The following is a 26,099-nucleotide window of genomic DNA, read 5'->3' as shown; positions in this document are numbered from 1 at the left end:
AATCCGGTCGTTCCATCCAAGAAAAATAGAAAATTATCCTCCGTCGGATGAACGGCCGGGAACAGCCTGCTTGCAGCTTGGCGGACATGGCGGCAAGGATGAGGCTGGCCCGTCATGTGGGCCCTCGCTCATTGATGCCCAGCCGAAAGACGCCGCCGATGACTGCCCCTTCCTCCGTCACCTGGCCGCCATCGCTCTGGGCCGCCACGGCCCAGCCCGGTCCTGTGCTCGGGACGCTTGAAGGCGCGATCGAGAGCGATGTCGTGGTGATCGGCGCCGGCTTCACCGGGCTTTCGACCGCGATCCATCTGCGCGAGAGCGGGGTCGGCGTCACCATCCTGGAGGCGGCCGAGCCGGGCTGGGGCGCCTCGGGGCGCAACAACGGCCAGGTCATCCCGACGCTCGCCGGCCATGACCCATCGGCAATGACCGCCCGGCATGGCGAGGCCGGCGAACGTTTCAACGCCGTGCTGCGCGACGCTGCGCAATATCTCTTCGATCTCGTGCGCAAATACGAGATCCCGGCCGAGGCCGAGCAGGCTGGCTGGGTCCAGCCGGTGCATTCGCCGGGGCGCTTCAAGCTCGCCGAGAAGCGCGTCCGGGAATGGTCGGCGATCGGCGCGCCGGTCGAATTGCTCGATCGTGCCGCGACTGCGGAGATGCTCGGCTCGGATGCCTGGTTCGGCGGCTTCTGGAACCGCACCGGCGGCCATATCAATCCGCTGGCCCTGACCCGCGGGCTCGCGGAAGTCGCGCTCCGGCTCGGCGCCACCATTCACGCGCGGTCACCGGCGGTGAGCATGGTGCATCAGAACGGCCGCTGGCTGGTGACGACGGCGAAGGGCTCGGTGACGGCCCGCGCACTCGTGCTGGCGACCAACGCCTATACCGGCGAGTTCGAGCCAGGCCTCGCCCCGGAGATCGCCAATGAGGTCATCCCCGTCCTGTCCTGGCAGATGGCGACCAGGCCGGTCAGCGACAACATCGCCAAGACGGTGATCCCGGGCCGGCAGGCGATGTCGGACACGCATCGCGAGCTCTATTTCGCCCGCTGGGACGCCCGCAATCGCCTGGTCACCGGCGGCGCCGCGATCCTGCCCGGCGCCGGCGGGACCAATCTGCGCCCGACGGTCGCGGCACGGCTGAAGCGGCTCTGGCCGCAGCTCGGCGATGTCGCTTTCGACTATGTCTGGTCCGGCTATGTCGGGATGACCCCCGACAACCTGCTGCAACCGCAGGTGCCGGGCTATCCGCGTATCCACCAGCTCGGAACGAACGGCTTCGGCTGGGTCGGCTGCAATGGCCGCGCCGTCGCGCTGTCGATCTCGCTCGGCCGCGAATTGGCGAAAGCGATACAGGGGACGGCGCTGGAGACGCTGGGCCTGCCGCTCTCGACGCCGAAGCCGCAGCCCTTCCAGGGCCTGATCCGCCGGATCGCGCCGCTGGCCCTGCCGCTCTACCGCAGGCTGGATGCGCAGGAGATTTAGGCGGGCTCCCCTACCAGGATACCGCGGATCTCCTGCCAGCTCTGTGCATCGGGCGCGCAGAGCAGGCCGAGCGTCGGCTGCGCCGGCCGATAGGGCTGGCCGTCCAGCATGCGGACATGGCCGCCGGCCTCGGCATGGATCAGCGAGCCCGGCGCGTGATCCCATGGGTTGAGCCGGCCATAGAGCAGGAAATGGCCGTTGCCGGCGGCGGCGAGCCGGTACTCATGACCGCAGCAGCGCAGCGAGCAGACATTGGCGAAGGCCGGCGTGCGCCCCGGCAGCGTGCTGCGCAGCGGCTCCGGGAAATACTGCCAGCTCATCATGCCGGTCATCTCGCGCGGGGCAGCCGCCTGCGCCACACGCAGGTCGCGGCTGGTGCCGTCGCCGGCGAGCCAGGCGCCTTCGCCACGCAGCGCCATGGCACTGTCGGCGACGACGGGATCGTGGATCACCGCCGCAACGACCTCGCCCTTGACGACCGCTGCCGCCATCACCACGAAGAGCGGCAGGTCGGAGGCGTAGTTCAAGGTACCGTCGATCGGATCGATGACGAAGGCGAGCTCGGCATCGCCGAGTCTTTCGATCAGCATGGGATCGGCGGCGGCCGCTTCCTCGCCGATCAGCACCGCCCCCGGGAAGGCGCGCGCAAGCTCGGCGCTGATGAAGCGCTCCGCCGCCTCGTCGGCTTCGGTGACGAGATCGGTCGCCGAACGCTTCTCGCGGATCTCGCCCTCTCCGAGATTGCGGAAGCGGGGCATGACCTCGCGCCGGCCCGCCTCGGCGAGGATGCCGGCGAGCCTCTCATGGTCCTGGCGGGTGAAGATCATCGTGGTCCAGTCGGCAAGGGAGTGCGCAGGAATCAGCCGAGGTCGAATTCGACCAGGATCGGCTGGTGGTCGGAGACCTTGGTCTCGATATCGCAGATGACGGTGCGGGCCCGGGCCGCAAGATCGGGCGTCGCCAGCACATAGTCGAGGCAGCCGGGCTGGCCGTAGGTCTGGTCGAACAGGTTGGCGGTCGGCGGGTGCGGGGCGTTGCCCTTCACCGCGGCCCAGAGGTCGACCAAAGGCGGCTCGTCGCCGTCGAACGGCGCCAGCAGGCGCGCCAGCACGGGATCGTCCGGCCGCATGTTGAAGTCGCCGGTCAGCACCGCGCTCGGCGAGCTCGGCGTCATCCGGTAGGTGTGCGGCCCGGCCGCCCGGGGTTTGGCATGACGGGCCAGCGCCATGCGGTGGGCCTCGCGGATGCCCTCGACCTGCGCAGCGCGCAGCTCCGAGGCCGAGTATTCGAGATGCGTCGTCATCAGCCTGACCGGGCCCAATGGCGTCAGCGCCATCGCCTCGATCAGCATGCGCGGCATGTTGCGGGTCTGCGCCGCCTCCCAGGGCAGAAGATGGCGCAGCGCCTGCGCGACCGGATAGCGCGTCAGCAAGAGGTTGCCGAAGCGCTGGCGGCGGCCCTTGCCGTCGGCGACATCGACGCCGATGCCCTCGATCGCGGTGAAGCCGGGCAGCAATTCGGAGAAGCGGGCGAACTGGTCGGTCTCGTCGTTGAAGTCGAGCTCGGGAAAGTTGTCGGCGACCTCCTGCAGGCACAGCACGTCGAAATCCGCCATCTGCCGGGCATGGGCGACGACGCGCGCCGGATCGACGCGATCGTCCATGCCGCGCGCCCACTGGATGTTCCAGGTGATCAGCTTCATCTCACTTGATTCCTGCGCGCATGAAACTCTGCACGAACTGGCGCTGGAACAGCAGGAAGCCGACCAGCAGCGGCGCCGAGGTCATCAGCGTCGCCGCGCAGATCACGGCCCAGTCGATGCCCTGGTCGCTCGACGAGAACACCTGCAGGCCGACCGTCAGCGGCCGCGACTCCACCGAATTGGTGACCAGCAGCGGCCAGAGGAAGTTGTTCCAGTGATAGCTCACCGAGACCAGGCCGTAGGCGATGTAGGTCGGCTTGGCGAGCGGCACATAAACCCGCATCAGCACCTGCAGCGGGCTGGCGCCCTCAACGCGGGCGGCATCGTCGAGCTCCTTCGGCACGGTCTTGAAGGTCTGCCGCAGCAGGAAGATGCCGAAGGCCGAGGCGATATAGGGCAAGGCGATCGCCGGGATCGTGTCGATCAGGTTGACCCTGGCGAGGGTGCGGTAGTTCTCGACGATCAGCGCATCCGGCATGATCATCAGTTGCGCCAGGATCAGCGCGAAGGCGATGTCGCGCCCCCAGAAATCCTGCCGCGCCAGCGCATAGGCTGCGAGCGTCCCCAGAACGAGCTGGAAGGCGAGGATCATGGTGACGAGGATGAAGGTGTTGAGGAAATAGCGGGCGAAGGGCGCGGCCGCCCAGGCGCGGGTGAAGTTGTCCAGCGTCAGCGGCGCGGTCAGCTCGAAGCGGGTGGTGTACTCGGCCGGATGGATCGCGGCCCAGACCGCATAGGCCAGCGGCAGCACCCAGATCAGCGCGAGCAGGATCGCGCCCAGGGATTCGAGTGTCAGCGAAAGGCCCTTCGGCGCGTAAGGGTCGGGTCGGGTCGCGGCCATCGGCTGCGGGCGAGGCGCAGCACTCATCGGTAATGCGTCCTGCGCTCGAGCCAGCCGTATTGGACGAAGGCGACGAGCGCGAGCAGCGCGAGCAGCACGCAGGTCAGCGCCGCCGCATAGGCCGTGTCCCAGAAGCCGAAGCCGACCTGGTAGATGTAGAACAGCAGCAGCGTCGTCGCATTGTCCGGGCCGCCGCGCGTCATCACGAAGATATGGTCGACCATGCGGAAGGCATTGATCACCGCATTGATCAGCACGAACAGCGTCGTCGGCATCAGCAGCGGGAACTGGATGCGCCGAAAATAGGTCCAGCGCGAGGCGCCCTCGATCGCCGCCGCCTCCCCCAGGCTGGGCGGAATCGCCTGCAGCGCCGCAAGGTAGAAGATCATGAAGAAGCCGGCCTCCTTCCAGATCGCGACGATGGTGACGGCGTAGAGCGCCGTATCCTGCGACCCCAGCCAGTTGGTCGAGCGCCCGCCGAAGGCGCCGACGATCTGCTCGAGCAGGCCGTATTGCGGGGTGAAGAAGAACAGCCAGATGTTGGCGACCGCGATCATCGGCAGGATGGTCGGGGTGAAATAGGCCATCCGGACCAGGGTGCGGCCGGCGATCCTGTCATTGACCCAGACCGCCATCAGCAGCGCCAGCGCGATCGAGGTCGGGATCGTGCCCATGGCGAACCAGAGATTGTTCGCCATCGCCTTCCAGAAGATCGGGTCGGCCAGCATCTGCTCGTAATTGTCGAGCCAGACGAAGCGCGCCGGGCGCCGCGCCCGCGGCGTCGACATGAAGCTGTCGACGAAGCTCGCGACCGCGGGCCAGTGCGTGAACAGGGCCAGGCACGCCATGGCCGGCAGCAGGAGCAGCCAGCCATGGATCGTCGCGGTCGCGCGGTTGGTCATCGGCTCAGCGATAGGCCTTCAGGATGCGCTCGGCTTCCGCTTGCGCGTCCTCCATCGCCTTCTGCGGCTGCTTCGTGCCGGTCAGGGCCGCCTGCAGGCCGTCGTTGAGCGCCTTGGTGACGCGCTGGTTCTCATGGGTCGAGAGCTCGGCGACGGCGGTCGGCAGCTGGTCGCGGGCGACGAGGGCCTGCGGGAAGTCGGCGACGTATTTCTTCATCGCCTCGGTCTCGTAGGCTGCCGGCGTCACCGCGACATAGCCGGTATCGGCGCTCCACTGTGCGGCGCGCTCGGGCGTGGTGATCCAGCGCACGAACTTGAACGCCGCTTCCTGCTCGGCCGGGCTCGCCTTCTTGGAGAGGTAGAAATTGCCGCCGCCGGTCGGGCTGCCCGGCTTCTTGCCGGCGGGCAGCACGGCGACGCCGAAGGGGAACTTGGCGTTGGTGCGGACATTGGTCAGGTTGCCGGTGGTCGTCCACATCATCGCGACCTTCTTTTCGAAGAAGTCGCGCGGCGTGGTGCCCCATTCAACGATGCCCGGCGGATGGACCTTGTGCTTCTGCGAAAGGTCGACCCAGTACTGCAGCGCCTCGACGACGCCGGGATTGGCGTAGTCGGTCTTGTCGCCGGCCGCATTGGCGAGGATGGCGCCGGCCTGCGTGGTCAGCCCCTGGAAGAGCCAGTAGGGGAAGCCCGAGGACGGAATCTGGATGCCCCACTGGCTGGTGTTGCCGGCGGCGTCGCGCTTGGTCAGCTTCTGCGCGAATTCGAGCTGCTCGGCCCAGGTCTTCGGCGGCGTGTCGGGATCGAGGCCGGCCTCCTTGAACAGCTCCTTGTTCCAGTAGAGCACCACCGTGGAGCGCTGGAACGGGACGCCCCATGTCTTGCCGCCAGTCTGGCTGTTCGCCATGAAGCCGGGGAAGAAGCTGGAGAGCCACTTCCTGTCGTCCTCGGTCTTGATGAAGGGATCGAAGGGAACGATCGCTTCCTCGTCGATCAGGGTGAACATGTCGGTCGACAGCAGTACCGAGAGCACCGGCGGCGTGCCGCTCTTGTGCGCGGTCAGCGCCTTGACGATCGTCTCCTGGTAGGTGCCGGCATAGATCGGCTTGACCTTGATCGTCGGGTTGTCCTTCTCGAAGCCGGCGGCATAGGCGTCGATCAGCTTGGTGATAGGCCCGCCCACGGCGACCGGATAGAAGAAGGACAACTCGGCCGATTGGGCGAGCGCAGGCCTCGCCATGGCGAGCGAACCAGCCACCGCCGCCGTACCACCCAGAAATTCGCGCCTGTCCATAGTCGTGCACTCCCCTTGGTTGCGGCGCTTGAGCGCCTGGTTGTTCAGGCGTCGTCAGTCGAGGACGAGCCTCTGCTCGGTCTTCAGGTCGAACCAGTGCACCGCCGATTGCGACAATCTGATATGCACCCGGTCGCCTGCCACAGCACGGACCTTCCCGGGCCGGCGCACGATGAAGGGCTGGCCCTCGATCCGCGTCTCGACCAGCGTGTCGGCGCCGAGATATTCGACGGCGACGACGTCGGCCGCGATGCCGGTTTCGGCGAGCTCGGTCATCTCGGGGCGGATGCCGACAGCGAGCGAGCCCGGTTCGGCCTGGGATGGCGGCGCGAGCCCGTCTCCGCCCGCCGCCAGGACGGATGCGAGCGGAATGACGTTCATCGGCGGCGTGCCGACGAAGCGCGCGACGAAGATCGTCGCCGGGTTCTCGTAGAGCTGGTCGGGCGGCGCATCCTGCTCGATCCGGCCGTTGCGCATCAGCACGACCTGGTCGGCCATCGTCATCGCCTCGACCTGGTCATGCGTGACATAGACCATGGTGATGCCGAGACGCTGCTGCAGTTCGCGGATTTCGCGGCGCATCTCGACGCGCAGCTGGGCATCGAGATTGGAGAGGGGCTCGTCCATCAGGCAGACCGGTGCCTCGGCGACGATGGCACGGCCGAGCGCGACGCGCTGCTGCTGGCCGCCGGAGAGCTGCGAGGGCTTGCGTTCGAGCAGGCCGGCGAGTCCGAGGATCGTGGCGGCGCGCTTGAGCCGCTCGTCGCGTTCGGCGCGCGAGACCTTCCGCACCTTCAGGCCGAACAGGATGTTCTCGGCGACCGAGAGATGCGGGAACAGTGCATAGTTCTGGAACACCATGGCGATGCCGCGCTGCGAGGGCGCCGCGCCGGTCACGTCGCGCCCGCCGATCGCGATGGTGCCGCTGCTGCTGTCCTCCAGCCCGGCGATCAGCCGGAGCGTGGTCGACTTGCCGCAGCCGGACGGGCCGAGCAAGGCGACGAGGTCGCCACCCTTCACCATGAAGCTGATGTCGTCGACCGCCGCCGCGCCGCCCCAGTGCTTCGAAACGGCCTTGAGATCTACCGAAACCATGCGCGACCCGGCCATCCCCAGCGCCATCGTGAGCCGGCGCAGAAAACCGGACTCGCCGGCTACGATCAAGCGGTGAGATTGATGCTAAAAGTCGGGCAGAGACAAGAGTGGCGCCGCCGCATTGCGCAGATAGTCGACGAAGATCCGGCCATTGCGGGCCTTTTTCGACAGGGTCGCGGTGAAGCGCTTGGGTTCGGCCTGCTCCATCGTCTTGGCGACGTCGCTGGCGAAGATCTTGACCTCGGCCAGGCCCCCGATTTCCGGCGCCCGCCCTCGCCTTCCGCGCCAGATGGCCGGCATTGCGGGAAGATGCGTGAGGCTTGCGTGGTATTGCAGCAATGCCTTCTCTTCTGCCACCGAGCCTATGGCACGCCCGTTGCTAGCCCCTCCCCAATCCGCGCGAACCAACGCCGGGCCTCGAGGGGAGCACCGTCATGTCGTCCAGGTTCACCACGCGCGCCGTCATGCTGGCGCTCGGCTTTTCAACCACGCTCGTGGGCACCGCGCTCGCCCAGGAGAAAGTGCTGCGCATCGGCATGACCGCCGCCGATATCCCGCGGACTCATGGCCAGCCCGACCAGGGCTTCGAAGGCAACCGCTTCACCGGCATCCCGATGTATGACGGGCTGACCAACTGGGACCTGTCCTCGGCCGACAAGGCCAGCGTCGTCATTCCCGGCCTCGCCACCGAATGGTCGGTCGACGCCGGCGACAAGACGAAATGGGTGTTCAAGCTGCGCCCGGGTGTGAAGTTCCAGGACGGCTCGGCCTTCGATGCCGCTGCGGTAGTCTGGAACGTCGAAAAAGTGCTCAATAAAGAGGCAGCCCACTTTGCTGCCGATCAGGTGGGCGTCACCGTCTCGCGCATGCCGACCTTGAAGTCGGCCAAGGCGATCGATCCGCTCACCGTCGAGCTCACCACCTCCGAGCCCGACGCCTTCCTGCCGATCAACCTGACCAATCTCTACATGGCCTCGCCCACGCATTGGGCAGCCAAGCTCGCCGCCGTCCCGGCCTCGGTGACCGACGCCGCCGAACGCTCCAAGCAGGCCTGGGCCGCCTTCTCGGCCGACCCGTCCGGCACCGGCCCGTTCAAGGGCGTCCGGCTCGTGCCGCGCGAACGCTTCGAGATGGTCGCCAACAAGGCTTACTGGGATCCCAAGCGGGTACCGAAGGTCGACCGTGTCGTGCTGCTGCCGCTGCCCGAAGCCAATGCCCGCACCGCTGCCCTTCTCTCGGGCCAGGTCGACTGGATCGAGGCGCCGGCGCCGGACGCCGTGCCGCAGATCAAGCAGCGCGGCTTCTCGATCTATACCAATGCCCAGCCGCATGTCTGGCCCTGGCAGCTCTCTTTCGCCGAAGGTTCGGTCTGGCTCGACAAGAAGGTCCGCCACGCCGCCAATCTGTGCGTCAACCGCGAGGAGCTGAAGACCCTTCTCGGCGGGCTGATGGAGGTGCCGAAGGGCACGGTACCGCCCGGCCATCCCTGGTGGGGCAATCCGAAGTTCGAGATCAAATACGATCTCGAAGCCGCCAAGAAGCTGATGACCGAGGCGGGCTTCTCGGCCTCCAAGCCGGCGAAGGTGAAGGTGCTGACCTCGGCCTCGGGCTCGGGCCAGATGCAGCCGCTGCCGATGAACGAATTCATGCAGCAGGCGCTGAAGGACTGCTATTTCGACGTCGCGCTCGAGGTCGGCGAGTGGAACGCCGTCTTCACCAACTGGCGCGAGGGCGCCAAGCACGCCAATGCCCGCGGCGCGAACGCCACCAACGTCACCTATGCGGCGATGGACCCGTTCTTCGCCATGGTCCGCTTCGTCTCGACCAAGACCTTCCCGCCGGTCTCCAACAACTGGGGCTATTTCGGCAATGACGAGTTCGACAAGCTGATCGCCGACGCCCGTACCTCCTTCGACGGCACGGCGCGCGATGCGGCGCTCGCCAAGCTCCACGCCCGCATCGTCGAGGAGGCGCCCTTCGTCTGGGTGGCGCATGATGTCGGCCCGCGCGCGATGAGCGCCAAGGTCAAGGGCGTGGTCCAGCCCAAGAGCTGGTTCATCGACATCGCGCCGATGTCGATGGAGTGACAGGGCTTAGAGCCTGCCGTTTCCGTCATGGTCGGGCTCGTCCCGACCATCCACGCCTTCCCGTGACTGATCGCATGCAGCGTTCAAGACGTGGATGCTCGCCACAAGGGCGAGCATGACGGTGCGGTTCGGGCGCCTTCATGCCCATGGCACGGCCCTTGCTGAGCCGGTTCAGAACTCTTCCAGATCAAAGGTGCCCGATGCTTCGCACTGCCCTGGCCCTCTCGCTCGCTGCCGGCGTCGCGCTTCTTGCCCAGCCGGCCCTGGCGCAAGGCACGCTGCGCATCGCGATGACCGCCTCCGACATTCCGCTGACCACAGGCCAGACCGACCAGGGCGGCGAGGGCATGCGGTTCATGGGCTATACGGTCTATGACGCGCTGATCAACTGGGACCTCTCCAGCGCCGACAAGCCCTCCGACCTGAAACCCGGCCTCGCCACCGCCTGGGCGGTCGATGCGAGCGACAAGACCAAGTGGACCTTCACCCTGCGCGAGGGCGTGAAGTTCCATGACGGCTCCGAGTTCAGCGCCGAGGCGGTGGTCTGGAACCTCGACAAGCTGCTCAAGAACGACAGCCCGCAATTCGACCAGCGCCAGGCGGCGCAGGGCCGCTCGCGCATCCCGGCCGTCGCCGCCTACAAGGTGATCGACAAGTACAAGGTCGAGATCACGACGAAGTCGCCCGACGCGACCCTGCCCTACCAGCTCGCCTGGATCATGATGTCGTCGCCCGCGCAGTGGGAGAAGGTCGGCAAGAACTGGGAAGCCTTCGCCAGGACACCGTCCGGCACCGGCCCGTGGCAGCTCACCGCCTTCCAGCCGCGCGAGCGGGCCGAGCTCTCGCCGTTCAAGGACTATTGGGACAAGGCGCGGGTACCCAAGCTCGACAAGCTCGTGCTGCTGCCGCTGCCCGAGCCCAATGCACGCGCCGCCGCGCTGCGCTCCGGCCAGGTCGACTGGATCGAGGCGCCGGCGCCCGATCTCGTCGAGTCGCTGAAGGGCGCCGGCTACAAGATCGTCACCAACGCCTATCCGCACAACTGGACCTGGCATCTCTCGCGCGTCGAGGGTTCGCCCTGGAACGACATCCGCGTGCGCAAGGCGGCCAATCTCGCGATCGACCGCGCCGGACTGAAGGAGCTGCTCGGCGGCATGATGATCCCGGCCGAGGGGTTCTACCCGCCCGGCCATCAATGGTTCGGCAAGCCGAGCTTCAAGCTGAGCTACGACCCGGCGGCGGCCAAGAAGCTGCTCGCCGAGGCCGGTTACTCCCCGGCCAAGCCGCTCCAGACCCGCATCCTGATCTCGCCCTCCGGCTCGGGCCAGATGCAGCCGCTGCCGATGAACGAGTTCGTCCAGCAGAACCTCGCCGAGGTCGGCATCAAGGTCGATTTCGAGGTGGTCGAGTGGAACACGCTGATCAACATCTGGCGGGCCGGCGCGAACCACGACTCGTCCCGCAAGGCGACGGGGATGAACTACACCTATTTCATCCAGGACCCGTTCACCGGCTTCATCCGCCATCTGCAATGTGATCTGAAGCCGCCGGCGGGCACCAATTGGGGCATCTATTGCGACCCCGAAATGGACAAGCTGTTCGACCAGATCCGCACCACCTTCGACCCGGTGGAGCAGACCAAGATCCTGCAGAAGACGCACGAGAAGTATGTCGACGACGCGCTCTTCCTCATGGTGACGCACGACGTCAACCCGCGCGCCCTGTCGGCCAAGGTCAAGGGCTTCGTCCAGGCCCAGAACTGGTTCCAGGACTTCTCGCCGATCTCGATGGACAAGTGAGCAGCGAATGACGCGAGGCCGGCCATGCTGACCTATCTCGCCAAGCGCATCCTCTATGTGCTGCCGGTGGCGCTCGGCGTCAGCCTGTTCTGCTTCCTGCTCGTCCATATCGCGCCGGGCGACCCGCTGACCTCGGTGCTGCCGCCGGACGCCTCGCAGCAGATGCAGGAGGAGATCAGGAAGCTCTACGGCTTCGACCGGCCGCTGCCGGTGCAGTTCGGGCTCTGGCTCTGGAAGGCGGTGCAGGGCGATCTCGGCACCTCGATCGCGACCGGCCGCCCGGTCGCCGCCGAGGTCTGGCGCGCCGTCGGCAACACCCTGCTGATTGCCTGCCTCGCCACCGTGATCGGCTTCGTGCTCGGCTGCTTCTTCGGCTTCGTCGCCGGTTATTTCCGCGGCTCCTTCCTCGACAAGTTCGCCTCGATGCTGGCGGTGCTCGGCGTCAGCGTGCCGCACTACTGGCTCGGCATGGTGCTGGTCATCGTCTTCTCGGTGCAGCTCGGCTGGCTGCCACCTGGCGGTGCCGGCCCCGGCGGCTCGGCCTCCTGGAAATGGGACTGGGAGCATGTCAGCCACATGATCCTGCCGGCCATCACCATGTCGGTGATCCCGATGGGCATCATCTCGCGCACGGTTCGCGCGCTGGTCGCTGACATCCTGAATCAGGAGTTCGTGCCGGCGCTGCGGGCCAAGGGCCTGATGGATTTCGGCGTCTTCCGCCATGTCGTGAAGAATGCCGCACCGACCGCGCTCGCGGTCATGGGCCTGCAGCTCGGCTACCTGCTCGGCGGCTCGATCCTGATCGAGACGGTTTTTTCCTGGCCGGGCACCGGTTTCCTGCTCGGCAACGCCATCTTCCAGCGCGACCTGCCACTGCTGCAAGGCACGATCCTCGTACTCGCCATGTTCTTCGTCGGCCTCAATGTCCTCGTCGACATCGTCCAGGGCCTGCTCGACCCGCGCGTGAGGAGGCGTTGAGATGAGTGCGGTGACGTCTCCGGCCGCCATGCCGGCTGTCCCCCAGCCGGTGCGCTCTCCCGGCTACTGGTCCGGCGTCTTCAGGCGCTTCCGCAAGGACAAGGTCGCGGTCGGTGCCGGCATCGTCGTGCTGCTGATCATCCTGATGGCGGTCTTCGCCGATTATGTCGCCCCGGCCGACCCGACCCGTTCCTCGATGCTGCGGCGCCTGCGCCCGATCGGCACGCCGGGCTATCCGCTCGGTGCCGACGAGCTCGGCCGCGACATGCTCTCGCGCCTGATCCACGGCGCCAGGCTGTCGCTGTTCATGGGCGTGGTGCCGGTCTTCATCGCCTTCGGCTTCGGCTCGCTGATCGGGGTCGCTGCCGGCTTCTTCGGCGGCAAGTTCAACACGATCACGATGCGCACCGTCGACATCTTCTACGCCTTCCCCTCGGTGCTGCTGGCGATCGCGCTTTCCGGCGCTCTCGGCGCCGGTGTCTTCAACTCGCTGCTCTCGCTGACCATCGTCTTCATCCCGCCGATCGCCCGCATCGCCGAGAGCGTGACGACGCAGGTGCGCTCGATGGACTATGTCGAGGCGGCGCGGGCCAGCGGTGCCGGCTCCGGCACGATCATCCGCGTTCACGTCCTCGGCAATGTGCTCGGTCCGATCTTCGTCTACGCCACCAGCCTGATCTCGGTCTCGATGATCCTGGCCTCGGGCCTCTCCTTCCTCGGCCTCGGCACCAAGCCGCCGACCCCGGAATGGGGCCTGATGCTGAACACGCTGCGTACCGCGATCTATGTCCAGCCCTGGGTCGCCGCACTGCCGGGCGTCGCGATCTTCATCACCTCGATTTCCTTCAACCTGCTCTCGGACGGGCTGCGCTCGGCCATGGACGTGAAAGGCTGAGCCATGTCGCTCTCGCTCCATGCCGAAGACGGACTCGACCGCGGCGGCGCCGGCACGCCGCTGCTCGAGGCGCGGACGCTGACCAAGCATTTCCCGCTCGGGCGCGGCGCGGTGGTGCGCGCCGTCGACGGTGTCGACTTCACGGTGATGAAGGGCGAGACGCTCGGCGTCGTCGGCGAATCCGGCTGCGGCAAGTCGACGACCGCGCGCGTGGTGATGCAGCTGATCCCGCAGGACGAGGGCCAGATGCTGTTCGATGGCGAGGCCGTCGGCAGCTCGGCGCTGTCGCTCAAGGACTATCGCCGCCAGGCGCAAATGGTCTTCCAGGATTCCTTCGCCTCGCTCAACCCGCGGCTGACCATCGAGGATTCGATCGCTTTCGGGCCCATGGTGCACGGCGTCCCCAAGTCGGGCGCGATCCTGCGGGCCCGCGACCTGCTCGCCCGAGTCGGGCTCGATCCGGCCCGCTTCGCGGCACGCTATCCGCACGAGCTCTCCGGCGGCCAGCGCCAGCGCGTCAACATCGCCCGGGCGCTGGCGCTGGGGCCGCGCCTCGTCATCCTCGACGAAGCCGTCTCGGCGCTCGACAAATCGGTCGAGGCGCAGGTGCTCAACCTGCTGATGGACCTGCGCGAGGAGTTCGGGCTGACCTACATCTTCATCAGCCACGACCTCAACGTCGTCCGCTTCATCAGCGACCGCGTCATGGTGATGTATCTCGGCGAGGTCGTCGAGATCGGCCCGGTCGAGGAGCTCTACGACGATCCGCGCCATCCCTATACGAAGGCGCTGCTCTCGGCGATGCCGTCGATGGACCCGGACAACCGGACGATGGAGGCGCCGCTCGCCGGCGATCCGCCGAACCCGATCAATCCGCCGGAAGGCTGCCGTTTCCATCCGCGCTGTCCGCAGGCCCAGACGATCTGCTCCAAGGCCAAGCCGGCGCTGACCCCGGTCGGTGCCGGCCAGCGGCTTGCCGCCTGCCATATGGAGATTCCCGGCTCCGGCCATAGCCGCGCGCCCGCGCTGGAGGATGCCGCATGACGACACCTCTCGTCGCGATGGAGAACGTCACCGTGCGCTTCAAGGGCGCGCAGACGGTCCATGCGGTCAATGGCGTCTCGCTGACGCTGGAGCCCGGCAAGGTGCTCGGCATCCTCGGCGAATCCGGCTCGGGCAAGAGCGTGACGCTGAAGACGCTGCTGCGCCTCCTGCCGGAGAGCCGCACCGAGATCGGCGGCAAGGTCATGGTCGACGGCAAGGACGTGCTGGCGCTCGGGCCGCAGGAACTCTCGGATTATCGCGGCGCCGTCACCTCGATGATCTTCCAGGATCCGGCGCTGGCGCTCGATCCGGTCTACACTGTCGGCGAGCAGATCGCCGAGGCGATCGTCCGGCATGAGAAGCTCTCGGCGAAGCAGGCGATGGCGCGCGCGCTCGAGCTGCTCGAACTGGTGCGCATCCCCTCGCCCGAGCGGCGACTCAAGGCCTATCCGCACGAAATGTCCGGCGGCATGCGCCAGCGCGCCATGATCGCGCTGGCGCTCGCCGCCCGCCCGAAGCTCCTGCTCGCAGACGAGCCGACGACGGCCCTCGACGCGACCGTGCAGATCCAGATCCTCCTGCTTCTGCGCCAGCTCCAGCGCGATCTCGGCATGGGCGTGATCTTCGTCACACACGACATCGGCGTCGCGGTCGAGGTCTCGGACCGTCTCGCCGTGATGTATGCCGGTCAGATCGTCGAGACCGGCACGGTGCGCGAACTGCTCAGGGATCCGCGCCATCCCTATACGCGGGGTCTCCTTGCGGCGAACCTGCATGGCGCGAAGAAGGGCGAGCGGCTGGAGGCGATCCCCGGCGCGCCACCGCCGCTGAACGAGGCGCCTTCCTCCTGCTCATTCGCGCCACGCTGCAAGCAGGCGCAGGACATATGCCGAGCGAACTTGCCTCCTGCCGTGGCACTTGGCGAAGGCCGGCTCGTCCGCTGCGTTCAGGCCGAAGCGGCGCTTCAGCCTGCATGAGCGCCCAGCCGTCCGGCTCTTCGGTCAGCTGCCGTAGATGCGGACATAATCGCCCCGCAGCCGCGCCTCACGGTCCTCCGGCCTGAGCGGCTGCGGAAACGGCACGTGAGGCGCTCTTACGCCGGCAGCGGGCGTTGGACCTGCACCCGGAAGCGGACGCTCACGGCTCTGGTGGTGGACGCCGGAACTGGCGCCGTTACGGACACCCCCGCTACGCGCTGGCAGGCGCGGCGGTCTCCGTCCCGCGGCGCAAAACGCGCTGATAGGCGAGACCTATCGCGACGAGACTCCCGCCCAGACCGATGAAGGATAGGGCTCGCAACAGCCCCTCCAGCCCCGACATGTCGACGAGAAAGGCCTTGCAGATCGCAATCGTGACGATGCCGAGCGACGCCAGGCGCAGATCGCGCGACCGGACTCGAAAACCCAGCGCCAGCAGGGCCACGCCGTAGAACAGGATCGCGGCCGAATAGGCATAGAGCTCGCCGGCGCTGACATCGGTGCCGAACAGGTCGGCACCGACGAAGGCCCGCCGGACCTCCGTGACGACATAAGCCAACGCCCCGAGAATGGCGGCAATGCCATAGATCCGCACGATCAGCGGCCGGCGAAGATAGGCCTGCGCCCAGGCGGCGGCTGCGAAGGCGAGCGCCGCCGGCAGCAGATAGCCGAGGAGCGCGTTGTCGAGGATCGGAATGCCTGCCAGAGGTTGGTCGGTCATCGCAGGACTGGCGATGAACGCCGCAACGGCGAAGAAGCCGCAAGACGCGAGCGTCGCGACCAGCGGGTCGATTTGCGCGCTGCGTCCCTGCCAGCGGACGGCGCCCGCGATCATGACCCCAATGGCCAGCATGAAGGCGAGTGAGGCGTAGATTCCGGATTCGGCCAGGGTGATCGGCACCTCGGACGAGAGAGTCGGGCCGTGCAGCCCGTGGCGCAGCAGCAGGAAGGCGCAGCCGATGGCGGCCGCGGCCGCGGCGAGTCCGAAGGCGCGCGAGAGCGTGGCGAGGCCATCGCGCAGCCACCATGCGGCGCCGGCAAGAGCCAGGGTCGTCAGGCCATAGCCCCAGAGAATGCGGTTGAAGATGACCGGTCCCTCGACCGCGCTTCCGTCGAGGAACGGGTTGCGGCCGAAGCCGAGAGCGAGCACGGCCCAGCCGATCGCGATGGCCCCCAGCGTCGAAACACTGAAACGCGCCATCAGGCCCGGCGCGGCATCATGCCAGAGCCGTGCCGCGGCGGTCAGAGCGATCAGCACGACCGTGATCATAACGGCCTCCGCATAGCCGACCGAGGCGCCGTCGAGCGGCGAGAGCTGTGGCCCAGCGAAGGCCTGCCGGGTGATCAAGACGATGCCGAGCGAGACCAGGAATGCGCCGCAGGCGCTCAGCGCATTCGCGACGGGCGAGCTGTCCTCTCTACCCATGGTGAAGCCCAGCGCGCCGAGCACGCTGCCGGCGACGACGTACCAGAGCAACCGGTTCAGCACCGACCAACCATCGACTGTGGTGCCGTCGAAAAGCGGATTGAGCAGGGCTCCGAGCCCGCCGACAGCGAGAAGGATCGTGAGCGCAGCGGCGGCCAGCCCTGCGATCCGGAAGGGAGTGTCGCCGACCAGGCGGGCGAGGCGCTGGAAACCGGCGCCGAGCAGGCCGGCTGCCATGGTCAGGCAGGCAACCTCCTCGAAAAGCCTGTTGCGCGGCTGGGCATAGTGGCCGGCAATCCAGGCCAGATCGGGCGTGAGATCCGGGCCGACGAAGACTTGATGGACCTGCAGCAGCACGAAGGCGGCGGTGAAGAAGGCGGCGAACGCCTGATGCACCGTCTTCGGCCGATCCTGTCCGTCGCGCAGCGCTAGCGCGGCCACCCAGAAGCACAGGGCGGGCAGGGCATAGGCCGGGATCAGCCAGTTGAGCAGTGGCCACGCGCCCATGTCTGTGAGGATCGGAGCCCAGAGCCAGCGGACGAAGGCCGCGGTCGCAAGGCTGGCGGACATCGTCCGCAGCAATGGGATCGGGCGGATGCGGGCGAGAATGGCGAGGCCGGCTGCGGAGATCGCGAAGCCCACGACCAGCCAGGTCTCGCGCAGGGCCAGTGCCACGGCAACGCCGAGCGCGATCGCACCCGCGGCGGCATAGGCGGCGGAGCCGATCAGGGCGAGCGGATTGCCGCGCGATCTGGTTCTGGCGCGCTCGACCCGCAGCAGCAGCTCCGAGGCAAGGAACAACGCTGCGACCAGCAGCGCGGCCAGGGCTGCGAAACCGGGCGCGCGCTCGAAGCCGTTGACGCGCAGCGTCGTCGCCAGCAGCAGTAAGACCGGCGCCAGCGCCGACGCGAAAGCCAGGCAACCGCGCTCGACATAGCCGCCGGAGCCGGCCCAGCGGCGCGTGGCCAGCGCCGCGAAGGGCAAGCCGGCGATCACTGCCCCGAAAAGGGCGGCGGTCCAGACCAGCCCCGGCCCGGCATCGGGGGCGATGCTCAGCCGGACGAGGTCGAGCAGGGTCGCGGGCGAAAGGCCAAGCGGCCCGTCTTGGCGGGGCCAGAGCAGCACCATGCCAACGGCGCCGGCTCCAGCGACGAGGGCGAGCGGCGCGAGATCGCGATGGCGGACGGCCGCCACGATGCCGACCGCGACGGTGACGAGAATCGCGACATGCAGTGGCCCCTGGGCACCCATCGCGACCCAGAGCACACCGGCGATGACCAGCGGCACGGCGATGGCCACGAAGCCAGTGATGTCGAAGGAGACGAGGCGCCCGCGCACCACTTCGCTGCGGCGGAGCAGCAGCGGCAGCTCCTTCAAAAGCAGCCAGGCGAGCACGGCGCCGGCCATTGCGAGGAATGAGGGCCAGAGCAGCCCGCGCATGGCGAAGGCGATCATCACGGTCCAGGCGCCGTGGCCGGCGACAGCCGCCAGGGTGACAATTCGGCTCGGGCGCCGGGCGTGCAGCACGAAGGCCGTAGCTGTGACGAAGGCGATGAAGAACGAGAGCGTGGCGAAGGCCGGGACAGTGCTTGCGATCAGAAAGGGCGTGACGTAGGAGCCGACCAGGCCGAATAGCCCGAGTGCCGGCCCGTGAAGCAGCGATGCCGCGAGCGCCGACAGACCGATGAGCGCCATGATCGCGAAGGCGGGTGTCGCGCCGATGAAGCCATAGATGGCATGGGCGGCGAAGACTACGCCGAACCCGGCGAGAACGCTGACACCGGCAAGTACGGAGGGGATGTTGGCGTTGAGCAGCACGCCCGGCGCATTGAAGGGCAGCAGCCCCTCACGACGGCGCAGATACTCGCTTGCCCCTGCCAGCAGCAGGGCGAACGCCGCGCCCATCAGCAGCCGCACCCCGGGACCGAACATGCCGGCCTCGATCGAGTAGCGGACGAGGAACAGGCCGCCGAAGGCGAGTGCCACGCCGCCGACCCAGACGGCCCAGCGCGAGCCGATGGTCTCTTCGATGTCGCGACCTGGCGGTTGTGCTGCGGCCTCCGCGTCCGCCTCCGGCCGAACCTCCTGTTCGAAGCGATCGAAGGGCGTGGGAGCAGGATCGGCCGCTGGCTCGGGAAGCGTTTCGTCGCCCGTCCGAGCCGCGAGTGCGATCGCTTCGGGCGGGACCTCATCGAGCGTGGGTGCGATGGGCCCGGGCGCCACGACAGGCCCGGCCGGTTCGTCGGCCTCTGGCTGGATCGTCACTGGCGGTGAGGGCTCGGCCGCGATCGCGGCGGCCTCGACGGACTCCACGCCTGTCGCCGCAACGCCGCTGAGCTTCAGGCTCGCCAGCTCCTCGCGGAGCGCGGCGAGTTCAGACTTCAGCTGTACGATCTGCTCGAGGGCGGCAGCGCTGCGACCGGATGCGCGAAGGGCCGCCCAAGGGACAATAACAAAGAAGAAGAAACCAAAGAGCAGGCCGAAAATCACCCATTCCATGACGATTGATCGGCCCCCGATCGGCGCAACATGCGAAGCGCGCGACCAGCCTATCGCGGCGGATCAGAGTTGTCATTGCGAGGACGGCCGCCGGCAAGGCAGGGCTTGACCAGTCTAAGCACCTCAGCGGCATGCCGAAGGAACTCTCCGATCGAGTCCGCGCTCCTCAGGACGAGGTCGTCGCGAGCGTCAATCTCGATCAGCGGTGGACAGCAAACGGTGAGCCCGGCCGCTTCGGCGGGCTTCAACAACGGCTATGTCATTAAAGTTCGTGGTGGGTGATGTAGGGCTCGAACCTACGACCCGCTGATTAAGAGTCAGCTGCTCTACCAACTGAGCTAATCACCCATACGCCACGAAGACGTTGTCGGCGAGGCGTGGACCGCGTCCCGACGGGCGGCGATGTAGCAAACACCCCCGCCCCTGTCCACCCGTTTGCGACAGAAATATGCAAACTCGCTCTGGAGACCTTCGGCTTGCCGCGTGGCGAACTCGGAGAATGCCTGCCGCACCGAGTGCAGCAGGCCGTTTTCCGGGGGTTTTCAGGCCGCCGAGCGGCGATTCAGCAGATGATAGAGCGCGATCGCGGCGAAGGTCGCCGTACCGATCCCGCCGAGCTCGTAGCCGAAGATCGGCAGCTTGAGATCGCCGGCGCCGAGAATCAGCGCGGTCGCCACCGTCAGGAGATTCTTCGGCTCGGCGAAGTTCACCTTGTTCTCGACCCAGATACGGCCGGCGGTCGCCGCGATCAGGCCGAAGACGACGACGGCGAGCCCGCCCAGCACCGCCACGGGAATCGTGCCGATCACCGCGCCAAACTTGGGCGAGAAGCCGAGCAGGATGGCGATCGCGCCGGCAGCGACGAAGACCAGTGTCGAATAGACCCGCGTCACCGCCATCACGCCCATGTTCTCGGCGTAAGTCGTGACGCCGGTGCCGCCGCCGGAACCGGCGATCATGGTGCCGACGCCGTCGGCGAAGAAGCCGCGCCCGATCAGCCCGTCCAGATTGCGCCCGGTCATCACCGAGATGCCCTTGATGTGCCCGAGGTTCTCCGCGACCAGGATGATCGCGACCGGCACGATCAGCGCAATCGCCTTCGCGTCGAACACCGGCGCGACGAAGTTCGGCAGGCCGAACCAGGCGGCGGCCGCGACCTTGCCGAAATCGACGGGCGGCGCGCCGAAGCTCGTCGCCGTCGCGGCGTAGAGGACATAGGCCGCAAGGCCGCCGATCAGCACCGGCAGGCGCTGGATCAGGCCGCGGCCATAGACCGCGATCAGCGCAACGGCGATCACCGTGAACAACGCGATCCACTTGGTATAGGCGCTGGCCGAGATCATGTTCATCGCGACGGCGGTGAGGTTGAGGCCGATCGCCGCGACGACGGCGCCGGTCACCACCGGCGGCAGCAGCGTCTCGATCCAGCGCGTGCCGACGCCCTGCACGATCAGGCCGATCAGGGCATAGACCGCGCCGCAGGCGATGATGCCGCCGAGCGCGACCGGCAGGTTGGCGTTGGGGCCGGTGCCGGCATAACCGGTCGCGGCGATGACGACACCGATGAAGGCGAAGGAAGAACCGAGATAGCTCGGCAGCCGTCCGCCGGTGATGACGAAGAACAGCAGCGTCGCGATGCCGGAGAAGAAGATCGCGACGTTCGGGTCGAAGCCCATCAGGATCGGCGCCAGCACGGTCGCGCCGAACATGGCGACGACATGCTGCAGGCCGGCAATGATCGTCTGCCCGGTCGGCAGGCGCTCGTCCGGCATCACGTCGCCAGAGGTCTTCAGCGTCCAATTCGGAAAATAGCCAGCCATCTCGCCGCTCCCAGCCAACGCGCCTGCACGCACCGGGATTTAATAGTGGCAAGAATCGGGCCTGCGCCAAGCGAACGACACAAGCCGTCCACCGCAAACAGCGCGCTAGGACGCAGAACCGTGTTGAAAGCCGCTCTTCGCGCTCAGGATCGGTTGCCGAAGCGCCTCAGGGCGCCACGCCGAAGGCGCGGTAGCGCTCCTCGGCCTGTGCGTCGAGCGCCTTGGCCCTGGCGAAATCGGCCGCCGCCTCCGCCGCATCGCCGCGGCGCTGATGCGCCAAAGCGCGGCCGTACCAGGCCTGGCCGAGCCGTGCGTCGAGCGACAGCGCCCGGTCGAAATCGGCGATCGCCGCATCGGTCTGGCCGAGCGCCGTGCGCAATGCAGCACGCGCCACCCAGCCATCCGGATCGGCTCGGTCGGCCGCGACGGCAGCGTCGAGATCGGCCAGCGCCCGCTCATATTCGCGCGCATGCTGCAGCAGCAGCGCCCGGTTGAGCAGGGCCGCGGCATTGGCGGGCGCGACCGCGACGACATCGTCATAGGCCTTGAGCGCGGCGCCGAGCTGGCCGCGCGCCGTCAACGCCCTCGCCCGCTGGAACAGCGCCTCGATCGAGCGCGGCTCGCTGCGCAGCGCTGCATCCGCATCGGCCTGCGCCGCAACGAAGGCGCCGTCGCGGAAATTCAGCCGGGCGCGCTGCACCAGTGCTGCCGGGTTATCCGGCTCGAGCAGCAGGGCGACGGCAAGGTCGGCCCGCGCCTGCGCCTCGCGCTGCGGCTGGCCGATGCTGTACTGGGCTCGCCGGATCAGGCGCGGCACGTCGAAGGCGTCGAGTCCCAGCGCGGCATCGAGGGCCACGAGCGGATTGGGCGGGACGGGCAAGGAAACCAGGGCCGCCTGCGGCTGCGGCCGCAACGCGCGATAGGCGCCCTGGAGCGCGGCACGCTCCCGCGTATAGCGATCGCTGGCGCTCCGCCACAGCCCGGCGAGGCGCGCCGGCCAGACCTCGATCGAGCGGCCAAGCGCCGGCAACAGCTCCTCGCGCCGCTCGAGCGCCCCTTCATGCTCCGGATCGACCGCGAGCAGCGCGCCATAGGCGGCGGCGGCGGCGCTGCGATCGCCGTGGATCTCCTGCGCCAGCCCGAAGCCGAACAGGGTGGCGTGATCCTGCGGCTTCAGCGCGAGCGCGGCGCGATACGCCGCCAGCGCCGGGACCGGCCGGCCGAGCGCCAGCAGCGCGTCGCCGCGCATGCCATGCCAGGCGCCGGCATCATGGCCGGGACCGGCCCGGTCGAGATCGCGCAATGCCTTGTCGTTGCGGCCGAGCTGCAGCAGGAGCTGCGCGCGGTTGCGCAGCGCATTGCCGTCGCCCGGGACGAGCGCGATGGCGCGGTCGAGGTCGCGCAACGCCTCTTCGCGCCGGCCGAGTCCGGCAAGCAGGCCGGCGCGATTGTTGAGGCCGAAGGCAGCCTGGGGTTGGACCGCGAGCAACCGGTCATAGGCCGCAATCGCGTCCTCGGCGCGGCCCATGCGCTGCAACAGGAAGGCGCGCCGGGACAGCGATGCCTCGTGCCGGCCGTCAAGGCGCAGCGCCCGCTCATAGCTGGCGAGCGCCGGGCCCTCATGCCCGAGCGCTTCGAAGGCCCGCCCGCGCTCCAGCCAGACCTGCACGACGGTCGGCTCCAGCCGCAGGGCCCCGTCGAAGGCGGCGACCGCCTCGCGCGGCCGCGCCAATGCGACAAGCGAGAGCCCGCGCCGGTAATGATAGGAGGTGACCTCCGGTTCCAACGCCAGGGCGGCATCGAAATCGGTGAGCGCCGCCTCATGCTCGCCCTCGTCCTGCCGGAACCGCGCCCGCGTACCGCGCGCCCAGCTATTGGACGGATCGAGGGCGATCGCATCGTCGAGATCGGCGCGCGCTCCGGCGATGTTGCCGGCGCGCTCGCGCAGCAGCGCCCGGTCGGCCAGCAGCGTCGCGCGCCCGCCGAGGACCATCGCCCGCTCGATCAGCGCTGCTGCTTCGGCATGCCGGCCGAGCTCGGACAAGGTGTGCGCCCGGCCACGCATGGCGGCCAGATGATTCGGCACTGCCTTGAGCGCCGCATCGAAATCGCGCAGCGCCTCATTGAGGGCATTCTCGGCCTCGGAGATCCAGCCGCGGCTGGCGAGCAGATCGGCGCGAACGGCGCGGTTGAACTCGCCGGTCAGGCTCTCGTCGCAGGCCGCTCGCCGCTCGGCGCTGCCGGCCTCGATGGGACCCATGCAGATGCGCAGGCGTTCCTGGACCCGTTCGGCCCGCTCCGGCGGCACGGCCGGCGCATAGGCCACGGCGGGACAGGCGGCCAACATGGCAAATGCGCTGACCGAGATAAGGCGCAGCAGGTTCATCAGGAACGTCTCGCGGTGATCCCAAGTGCCCATGAGAGCGACACCCGTTTTGCGAATCCAGACTTTGTTCCTGTGGAAAGCAAAAAATGAGCCGCTGTGCCGCGCTGGTCACAGCGCGGCACAGCGGCTCCGGCTTCGACACCCGAAGATTACTCCGCTGCCTGGGCGTGCACGCGGCTGCCGCGCGCGACCAGCTTGTTGAGCGCCGCCAGATAGGCCTTGCAGGACGAGACCAGCGTATCGGGATCGGCGCCGCGCCCGGTCACAGCCGCGCCGTTCTGGCCGAGGCGTACGGTGACCTCGGCTTGAGCATCGGTGCCCTCGGTGACGGCATGGACGTCGTAGAGCTCCAGCACCGCCTCATGCGGCACCAGCGCCTTGACCGCGTTGAACACCGCATCGATCGGCCCGTTGCCCTCGGCCTCCTCGGCCACGACCCGGCCGTCGATGTCGAGCTTCAGCATGGCGCGCTGCGGGCCGCGCGTGCCGGCGATCACCGTCAGCGAGACCAGCTTCACGCGGTCATGGGCGGTGGCGAGGTTCTCGTCGACCAGCGCCTCGATATCCTCGTCATAGACATGCTTCTTGCGGTCGGCGAGCGCCTTGAAGCGGGTGAAGGCGTCCTCCAGCTGGTTGTCGCCGAGCGTGTAGCCCATCTCGGTCAGCTTCGAGCGGAAGGCGGCGCGGCCGGAATGCTTGCCCATCACCAGCGAGGTCTTGGTTACGCCGACCGAGGCCGGGGTCATGATCTCGTAGGTCTGCTGGTGCTTCAGCATGCCGTCCTGGTGGATGCCGCTTTCATGGGCAAAAGCGTTCCGGCCGACGATCGCCTTGTTGTACTGCACCGGGAAGGAGCAGGCGCTCGAGACCGCCTTCGAGGCGCGCATCAGATAGGTCGCGTCGATGCCGGTGTCGTAGGGCATCACGTCGCCACGCACCCGTAGCGCCATCACGATCTCCTCAAGCGCCGCATTGCCGGCGCGCTCGCCGATGCCGTTGATCGTGCACTCGACCTGGCGCGCCCCGCCCTCGATCGCCGCCAGCGAATTGGCGACGGCAAGACCCAGATCATTGTGGCAATGCGCCGAGAAGATCGCCCTGTCGGCATTGGGTACGCGCTCACGCACCGCCTTGAACATGGCGCGGTATTCGTCCGGCGTGGCGTAGCCGACCGTATCGGGCAGGTTGATCGTGGTCGCGCCGGCTTTGATCGCAGTCTCGACCGCCCGGCAGAGATAGTCGATCGGCGTGCGGGTCGCATCCATGCCCGACCATTCGACGTCTTCGACCAGGTTGCGCGCCTGCGTCACCGTCCGGGTGATGATCTCCAGCACCTCCTCCTCGCTCTTGCGCATCTGGTGCTGCAGATGGATCGGCGAGGTCGAGACGAAGGTGTGGATACGCGGCCTGGCGGCATGGCGCACCGCCTCGCCGGCGCGGGCGATGTCGGCGGAGATGGCCCGGGCGAGGCCCGCGACGGTCGCGCGCTTGATCCGGCCGGCGATAGCCGAAACGGCCTCGAAATCACCGTCCGAGGCAATCGGGAAGCCGGCCTCGATGATGTCGACGCCCATCATGTCCAGCATGTCGGCGACCTCGAGCTTCTCCTCGAAGGTCATGGTCGCGCCCGGGCATTGCTCGCCATCGCGCAAGGTGGTGTCGAAGATCAGGACGCGGTCCTTCGCGGACACGGTGTTGCCTGCATTGCTCATCGGTCTTGTCCCTGGTCAGGGCGCGCCGCATTTCGGTTCGGGCTGGCGCGCGAGGTCTGGAGCTTTGTTCCCGTCATCCCCTGAGCGCCCAGGCACACGTGCCCGGCCGGCCCTCAGGGGCAGGTAAGAAGAAGCAGCTGACCAAGGAGCGAGGGAGCGCGCGACGGGACACACACGCCAGCCGTCCGCGCAGCGGCGCAGTTCAGGCTCTCGGCATGGGTGGCGGATGCGGCCACGAACGATCCTCTCGACGACTTGGGCTGTCTACCGGATCGTAGGATAGGAAGGCAAGCCTCTAAGGTCTTGAACGTTCGTGCGCTGCACGAAGACTTCTCACCGTTCAAAATGATTTGGCAAACGTTCGTCGCTCGGACTCCTCCCTTCCCCCTTGTGGGGAAGGGTTGGGGATGGGGGTGGTGCCGCCTGGTGATCGTTCTCAGAAGAAGGCAGCAGCGACAGCGCCATCAGGGGTTACCGATCGCTCCGGCTTTGCGACCCCCACCCCTGCCCCTCCCCACAAGGGGGAGGGGTTTCCGAGCGCGTCACCCTAACCAGCCGCCCCGGCCCGCTCCTTCAGCGTCCTGGTCTCGCCGAACGGCCCCGGCCAGATCTGCAAACGATAGAAGTCGTCCCCCTCCAGCCCGTCATCGCTCAGGTCGTCGAGGCCGACATAGGAGACCCGCAAACGGTAGCTCCCGGGCGCCAGCGAGAAGCGCGCCCGCTCCTGAGGCGCCCCTTCCGTGCAGCCGATCAGCATCATCTGCCCGGAGCGCACGCGGAAGGAGCACTCGTTGACCAGCTCCCATTCGCCGAAATCGGCCTCCGGCGCCTCATCATGGACCGAGAGCACGACGGGTACGTTCATGTTCCTGGCGGTGGCGATGCCGACCGAGCAGTCGCCCACGGCGAGCATCCGCTCCACCGTCTCATCGGTCCAGAACGTCCCCCAATCCTCATCGACCGCCTCGTCCTGCAGATAGAACTGGAAGTAGTCGGCGAAGATTTCGAGCTCGGTGGTATGCAGCACGGTCATGACAATCAGGGTTCCGTCGAATTGTGACGGGAGTAAGAGGCTCTAAGAGTCTGTTTGGAAACTCAGCCCTCATCCTGAGGAGGCCGCGTCAGCGGCCGTCTCGAAGCGTGCTCCAGATGCTT

18 protein-coding genes, 1 tRNA gene and 1 pseudogene are annotated in these 26,099 nt (G+C 67.7%); 7 read left to right on the top strand and 13 right to left on the bottom strand.

The features are described from left to right. Positions 1-158: 158 nt before the first annotated feature. The gene (locus BMZ21_RS24075; protein WP_091840784.1) at positions 159-1,487 is read left to right on the top strand and encodes an NAD(P)/FAD-dependent oxidoreductase; all 1,329 of its coding nucleotides are present in this window, start codon (positions 159-161) and stop codon (positions 1,485-1,487) included. Here BMZ21_RS24075 and BMZ21_RS24070 read toward each other — a convergent pair. The 7 genes and pseudogenes from BMZ21_RS24070 to ligD all read right to left on the bottom strand — a co-directional run. Further along, positions 1,484-2,314, bottom strand: coding sequence for an inositol monophosphatase family protein (locus BMZ21_RS24070; protein WP_208862363.1), 831 nt, complete (start codon positions 2,312-2,314; stop codon positions 1,484-1,486). The two genes, BMZ21_RS24075 and BMZ21_RS24070, sit on opposite strands and share 4 nt — an antisense overlap. 32 nt (positions 2,315-2,346) lie before the next feature. Then, positions 2,347-3,189: an endonuclease/exonuclease/phosphatase family protein gene (locus BMZ21_RS24065; protein WP_091840701.1), complete on the bottom strand. Its 843-nt coding sequence runs from the start codon at positions 3,187-3,189 to the stop codon at positions 2,347-2,349. A 1-nt stretch (position 3,190) separates the two neighbouring features. After that, positions 3,191-4,030, bottom strand: a complete 840-nt coding sequence (locus tag BMZ21_RS24060) for a carbohydrate ABC transporter permease (protein WP_208862366.1) — start codon at positions 4,028-4,030, stop codon at positions 3,191-3,193. Between the two features lie 23 nt (positions 4,031-4,053). After that, a complete protein-coding gene (locus BMZ21_RS24055; RefSeq protein ID WP_091840695.1) occupies positions 4,054-4,932 on the bottom strand; it encodes a carbohydrate ABC transporter permease in 879 nt (292 codons plus the stop codon). Positions 4,933-4,936: 4 nt separating this feature from the next. Then, positions 4,937-6,226: an ABC transporter substrate-binding protein gene (locus BMZ21_RS24050; protein WP_091840692.1), complete on the bottom strand. Its 1,290-nt coding sequence runs from the start codon at positions 6,224-6,226 to the stop codon at positions 4,937-4,939. A gap of 54 nt (positions 6,227-6,280) precedes the next feature. Then, positions 6,281-7,321 carry an ABC transporter ATP-binding protein gene (locus tag BMZ21_RS24045; RefSeq protein WP_091840778.1) on the bottom strand — a complete coding sequence of 347 codons (1,041 nt, stop codon included), beginning with the start codon at positions 7,319-7,321 and terminating at the stop codon, positions 6,281-6,283. Between the two features lie 120 nt (positions 7,322-7,441). Next, positions 7,442-7,561: pseudogene (gene ligD / locus BMZ21_RS31165) on the bottom strand (non-homologous end-joining DNA ligase LigD); the annotation flags it as partial. Positions 7,562-7,755: 194 nt separating this feature from the next. Between ligD and BMZ21_RS24035 the strand changes: the two are divergent. The 6 genes from BMZ21_RS24035 to BMZ21_RS24010 all read left to right on the top strand — a co-directional run bounded on the left by BMZ21_RS24035 (position 7,756) and on the right by BMZ21_RS24010 (position 15,101). Next, positions 7,756-9,408, top strand: coding sequence for an ABC transporter substrate-binding protein (locus BMZ21_RS24035; RefSeq protein WP_091840686.1), 1,653 nt, complete (start codon positions 7,756-7,758; stop codon positions 9,406-9,408). A gap of 200 nt (positions 9,409-9,608) precedes the next feature. Then, positions 9,609-11,207: an ABC transporter substrate-binding protein gene (locus BMZ21_RS24030; protein ID WP_091840683.1), complete on the top strand. Its 1,599-nt coding sequence runs from the start codon at positions 9,609-9,611 to the stop codon at positions 11,205-11,207. A 24-nt stretch (positions 11,208-11,231) separates the two neighbouring features. Further along, positions 11,232-12,185, top strand: a complete 954-nt coding sequence (locus tag BMZ21_RS24025; RefSeq protein WP_091840679.1) for an ABC transporter permease — start codon at positions 11,232-11,234, stop codon at positions 12,183-12,185. Between the two features lies 1 nt (position 12,186). Beyond that, on the top strand, positions 12,187-13,080 hold the full coding sequence (locus BMZ21_RS24020; protein WP_091840676.1) for an ABC transporter permease: 894 nt from the start codon (positions 12,187-12,189) through the stop codon (positions 13,078-13,080). A 3-nt stretch (positions 13,081-13,083) separates the two neighbouring features. Further along, a complete protein-coding gene (locus BMZ21_RS24015) occupies positions 13,084-14,124 on the top strand; it encodes an ABC transporter ATP-binding protein (RefSeq protein ID WP_091840673.1) in 1,041 nt (346 codons plus the stop codon). Beyond that, positions 14,121-15,101, top strand: coding sequence for an ABC transporter ATP-binding protein (locus tag BMZ21_RS24010; RefSeq protein ID WP_091840671.1), 981 nt, complete (start codon positions 14,121-14,123; stop codon positions 15,099-15,101). The genes BMZ21_RS24015 and BMZ21_RS24010 overlap by 4 nt, the downstream gene beginning before the upstream one ends. Positions 15,102-15,312: 211 nt before the next feature. Here the strand turns inward: BMZ21_RS24010 and BMZ21_RS24005 are convergent, their stop codons facing one another. From BMZ21_RS24005 to BMZ21_RS23980, 6 genes are all read right to left on the bottom strand, one after another. Further along, positions 15,313-18,840, bottom strand: coding sequence for a DUF2339 domain-containing protein (locus tag BMZ21_RS24005; RefSeq protein ID WP_167561729.1), 3,528 nt, complete (start codon positions 18,838-18,840; stop codon positions 15,313-15,315). Between the two features lie 458 nt (positions 18,841-19,298). Further along, a tRNA-Lys gene (locus BMZ21_RS24000) sits at positions 19,299-19,374 on the bottom strand. Between the two features lie 194 nt (positions 19,375-19,568). Next, positions 19,569-20,846, bottom strand: coding sequence for a solute carrier family 23 protein (locus BMZ21_RS23995; RefSeq protein ID WP_091840667.1), 1,278 nt, complete (start codon positions 20,844-20,846; stop codon positions 19,569-19,571). Positions 20,847-21,012: 166 nt separating this feature from the next. Further along, positions 21,013-23,265: a tetratricopeptide repeat protein gene (locus BMZ21_RS23990; RefSeq protein WP_091840664.1), complete on the bottom strand. Its 2,253-nt coding sequence runs from the start codon at positions 23,263-23,265 to the stop codon at positions 21,013-21,015. A 116-nt stretch (positions 23,266-23,381) separates the two neighbouring features. Then, positions 23,382-24,944 carry a 2-isopropylmalate synthase gene (locus BMZ21_RS23985; RefSeq protein ID WP_091840661.1) on the bottom strand — a complete coding sequence of 521 codons (1,563 nt, stop codon included), beginning with the start codon at positions 24,942-24,944 and terminating at the stop codon, positions 23,382-23,384. A 547-nt stretch (positions 24,945-25,491) separates the two neighbouring features. Continuing rightward, entirely contained in the window at positions 25,492-25,977 is a 486-nt protein-coding gene (locus BMZ21_RS23980) for a hypothetical protein (RefSeq protein WP_091840658.1), read from the bottom strand. Positions 25,978-26,099: the final 122 nt, after the last annotated feature.

Origin of the sequence: Allobosea lupini (genome assembly GCF_900109525.1) — a bacterium.
GTDB lineage: Bacteria > Pseudomonadota > Alphaproteobacteria > Rhizobiales > Beijerinckiaceae > Allobosea > Allobosea lupini.
Note: the sequence above shows the minus strand (reverse complement) of the source record. Positions and strands in the feature narration are given on the sequence as shown.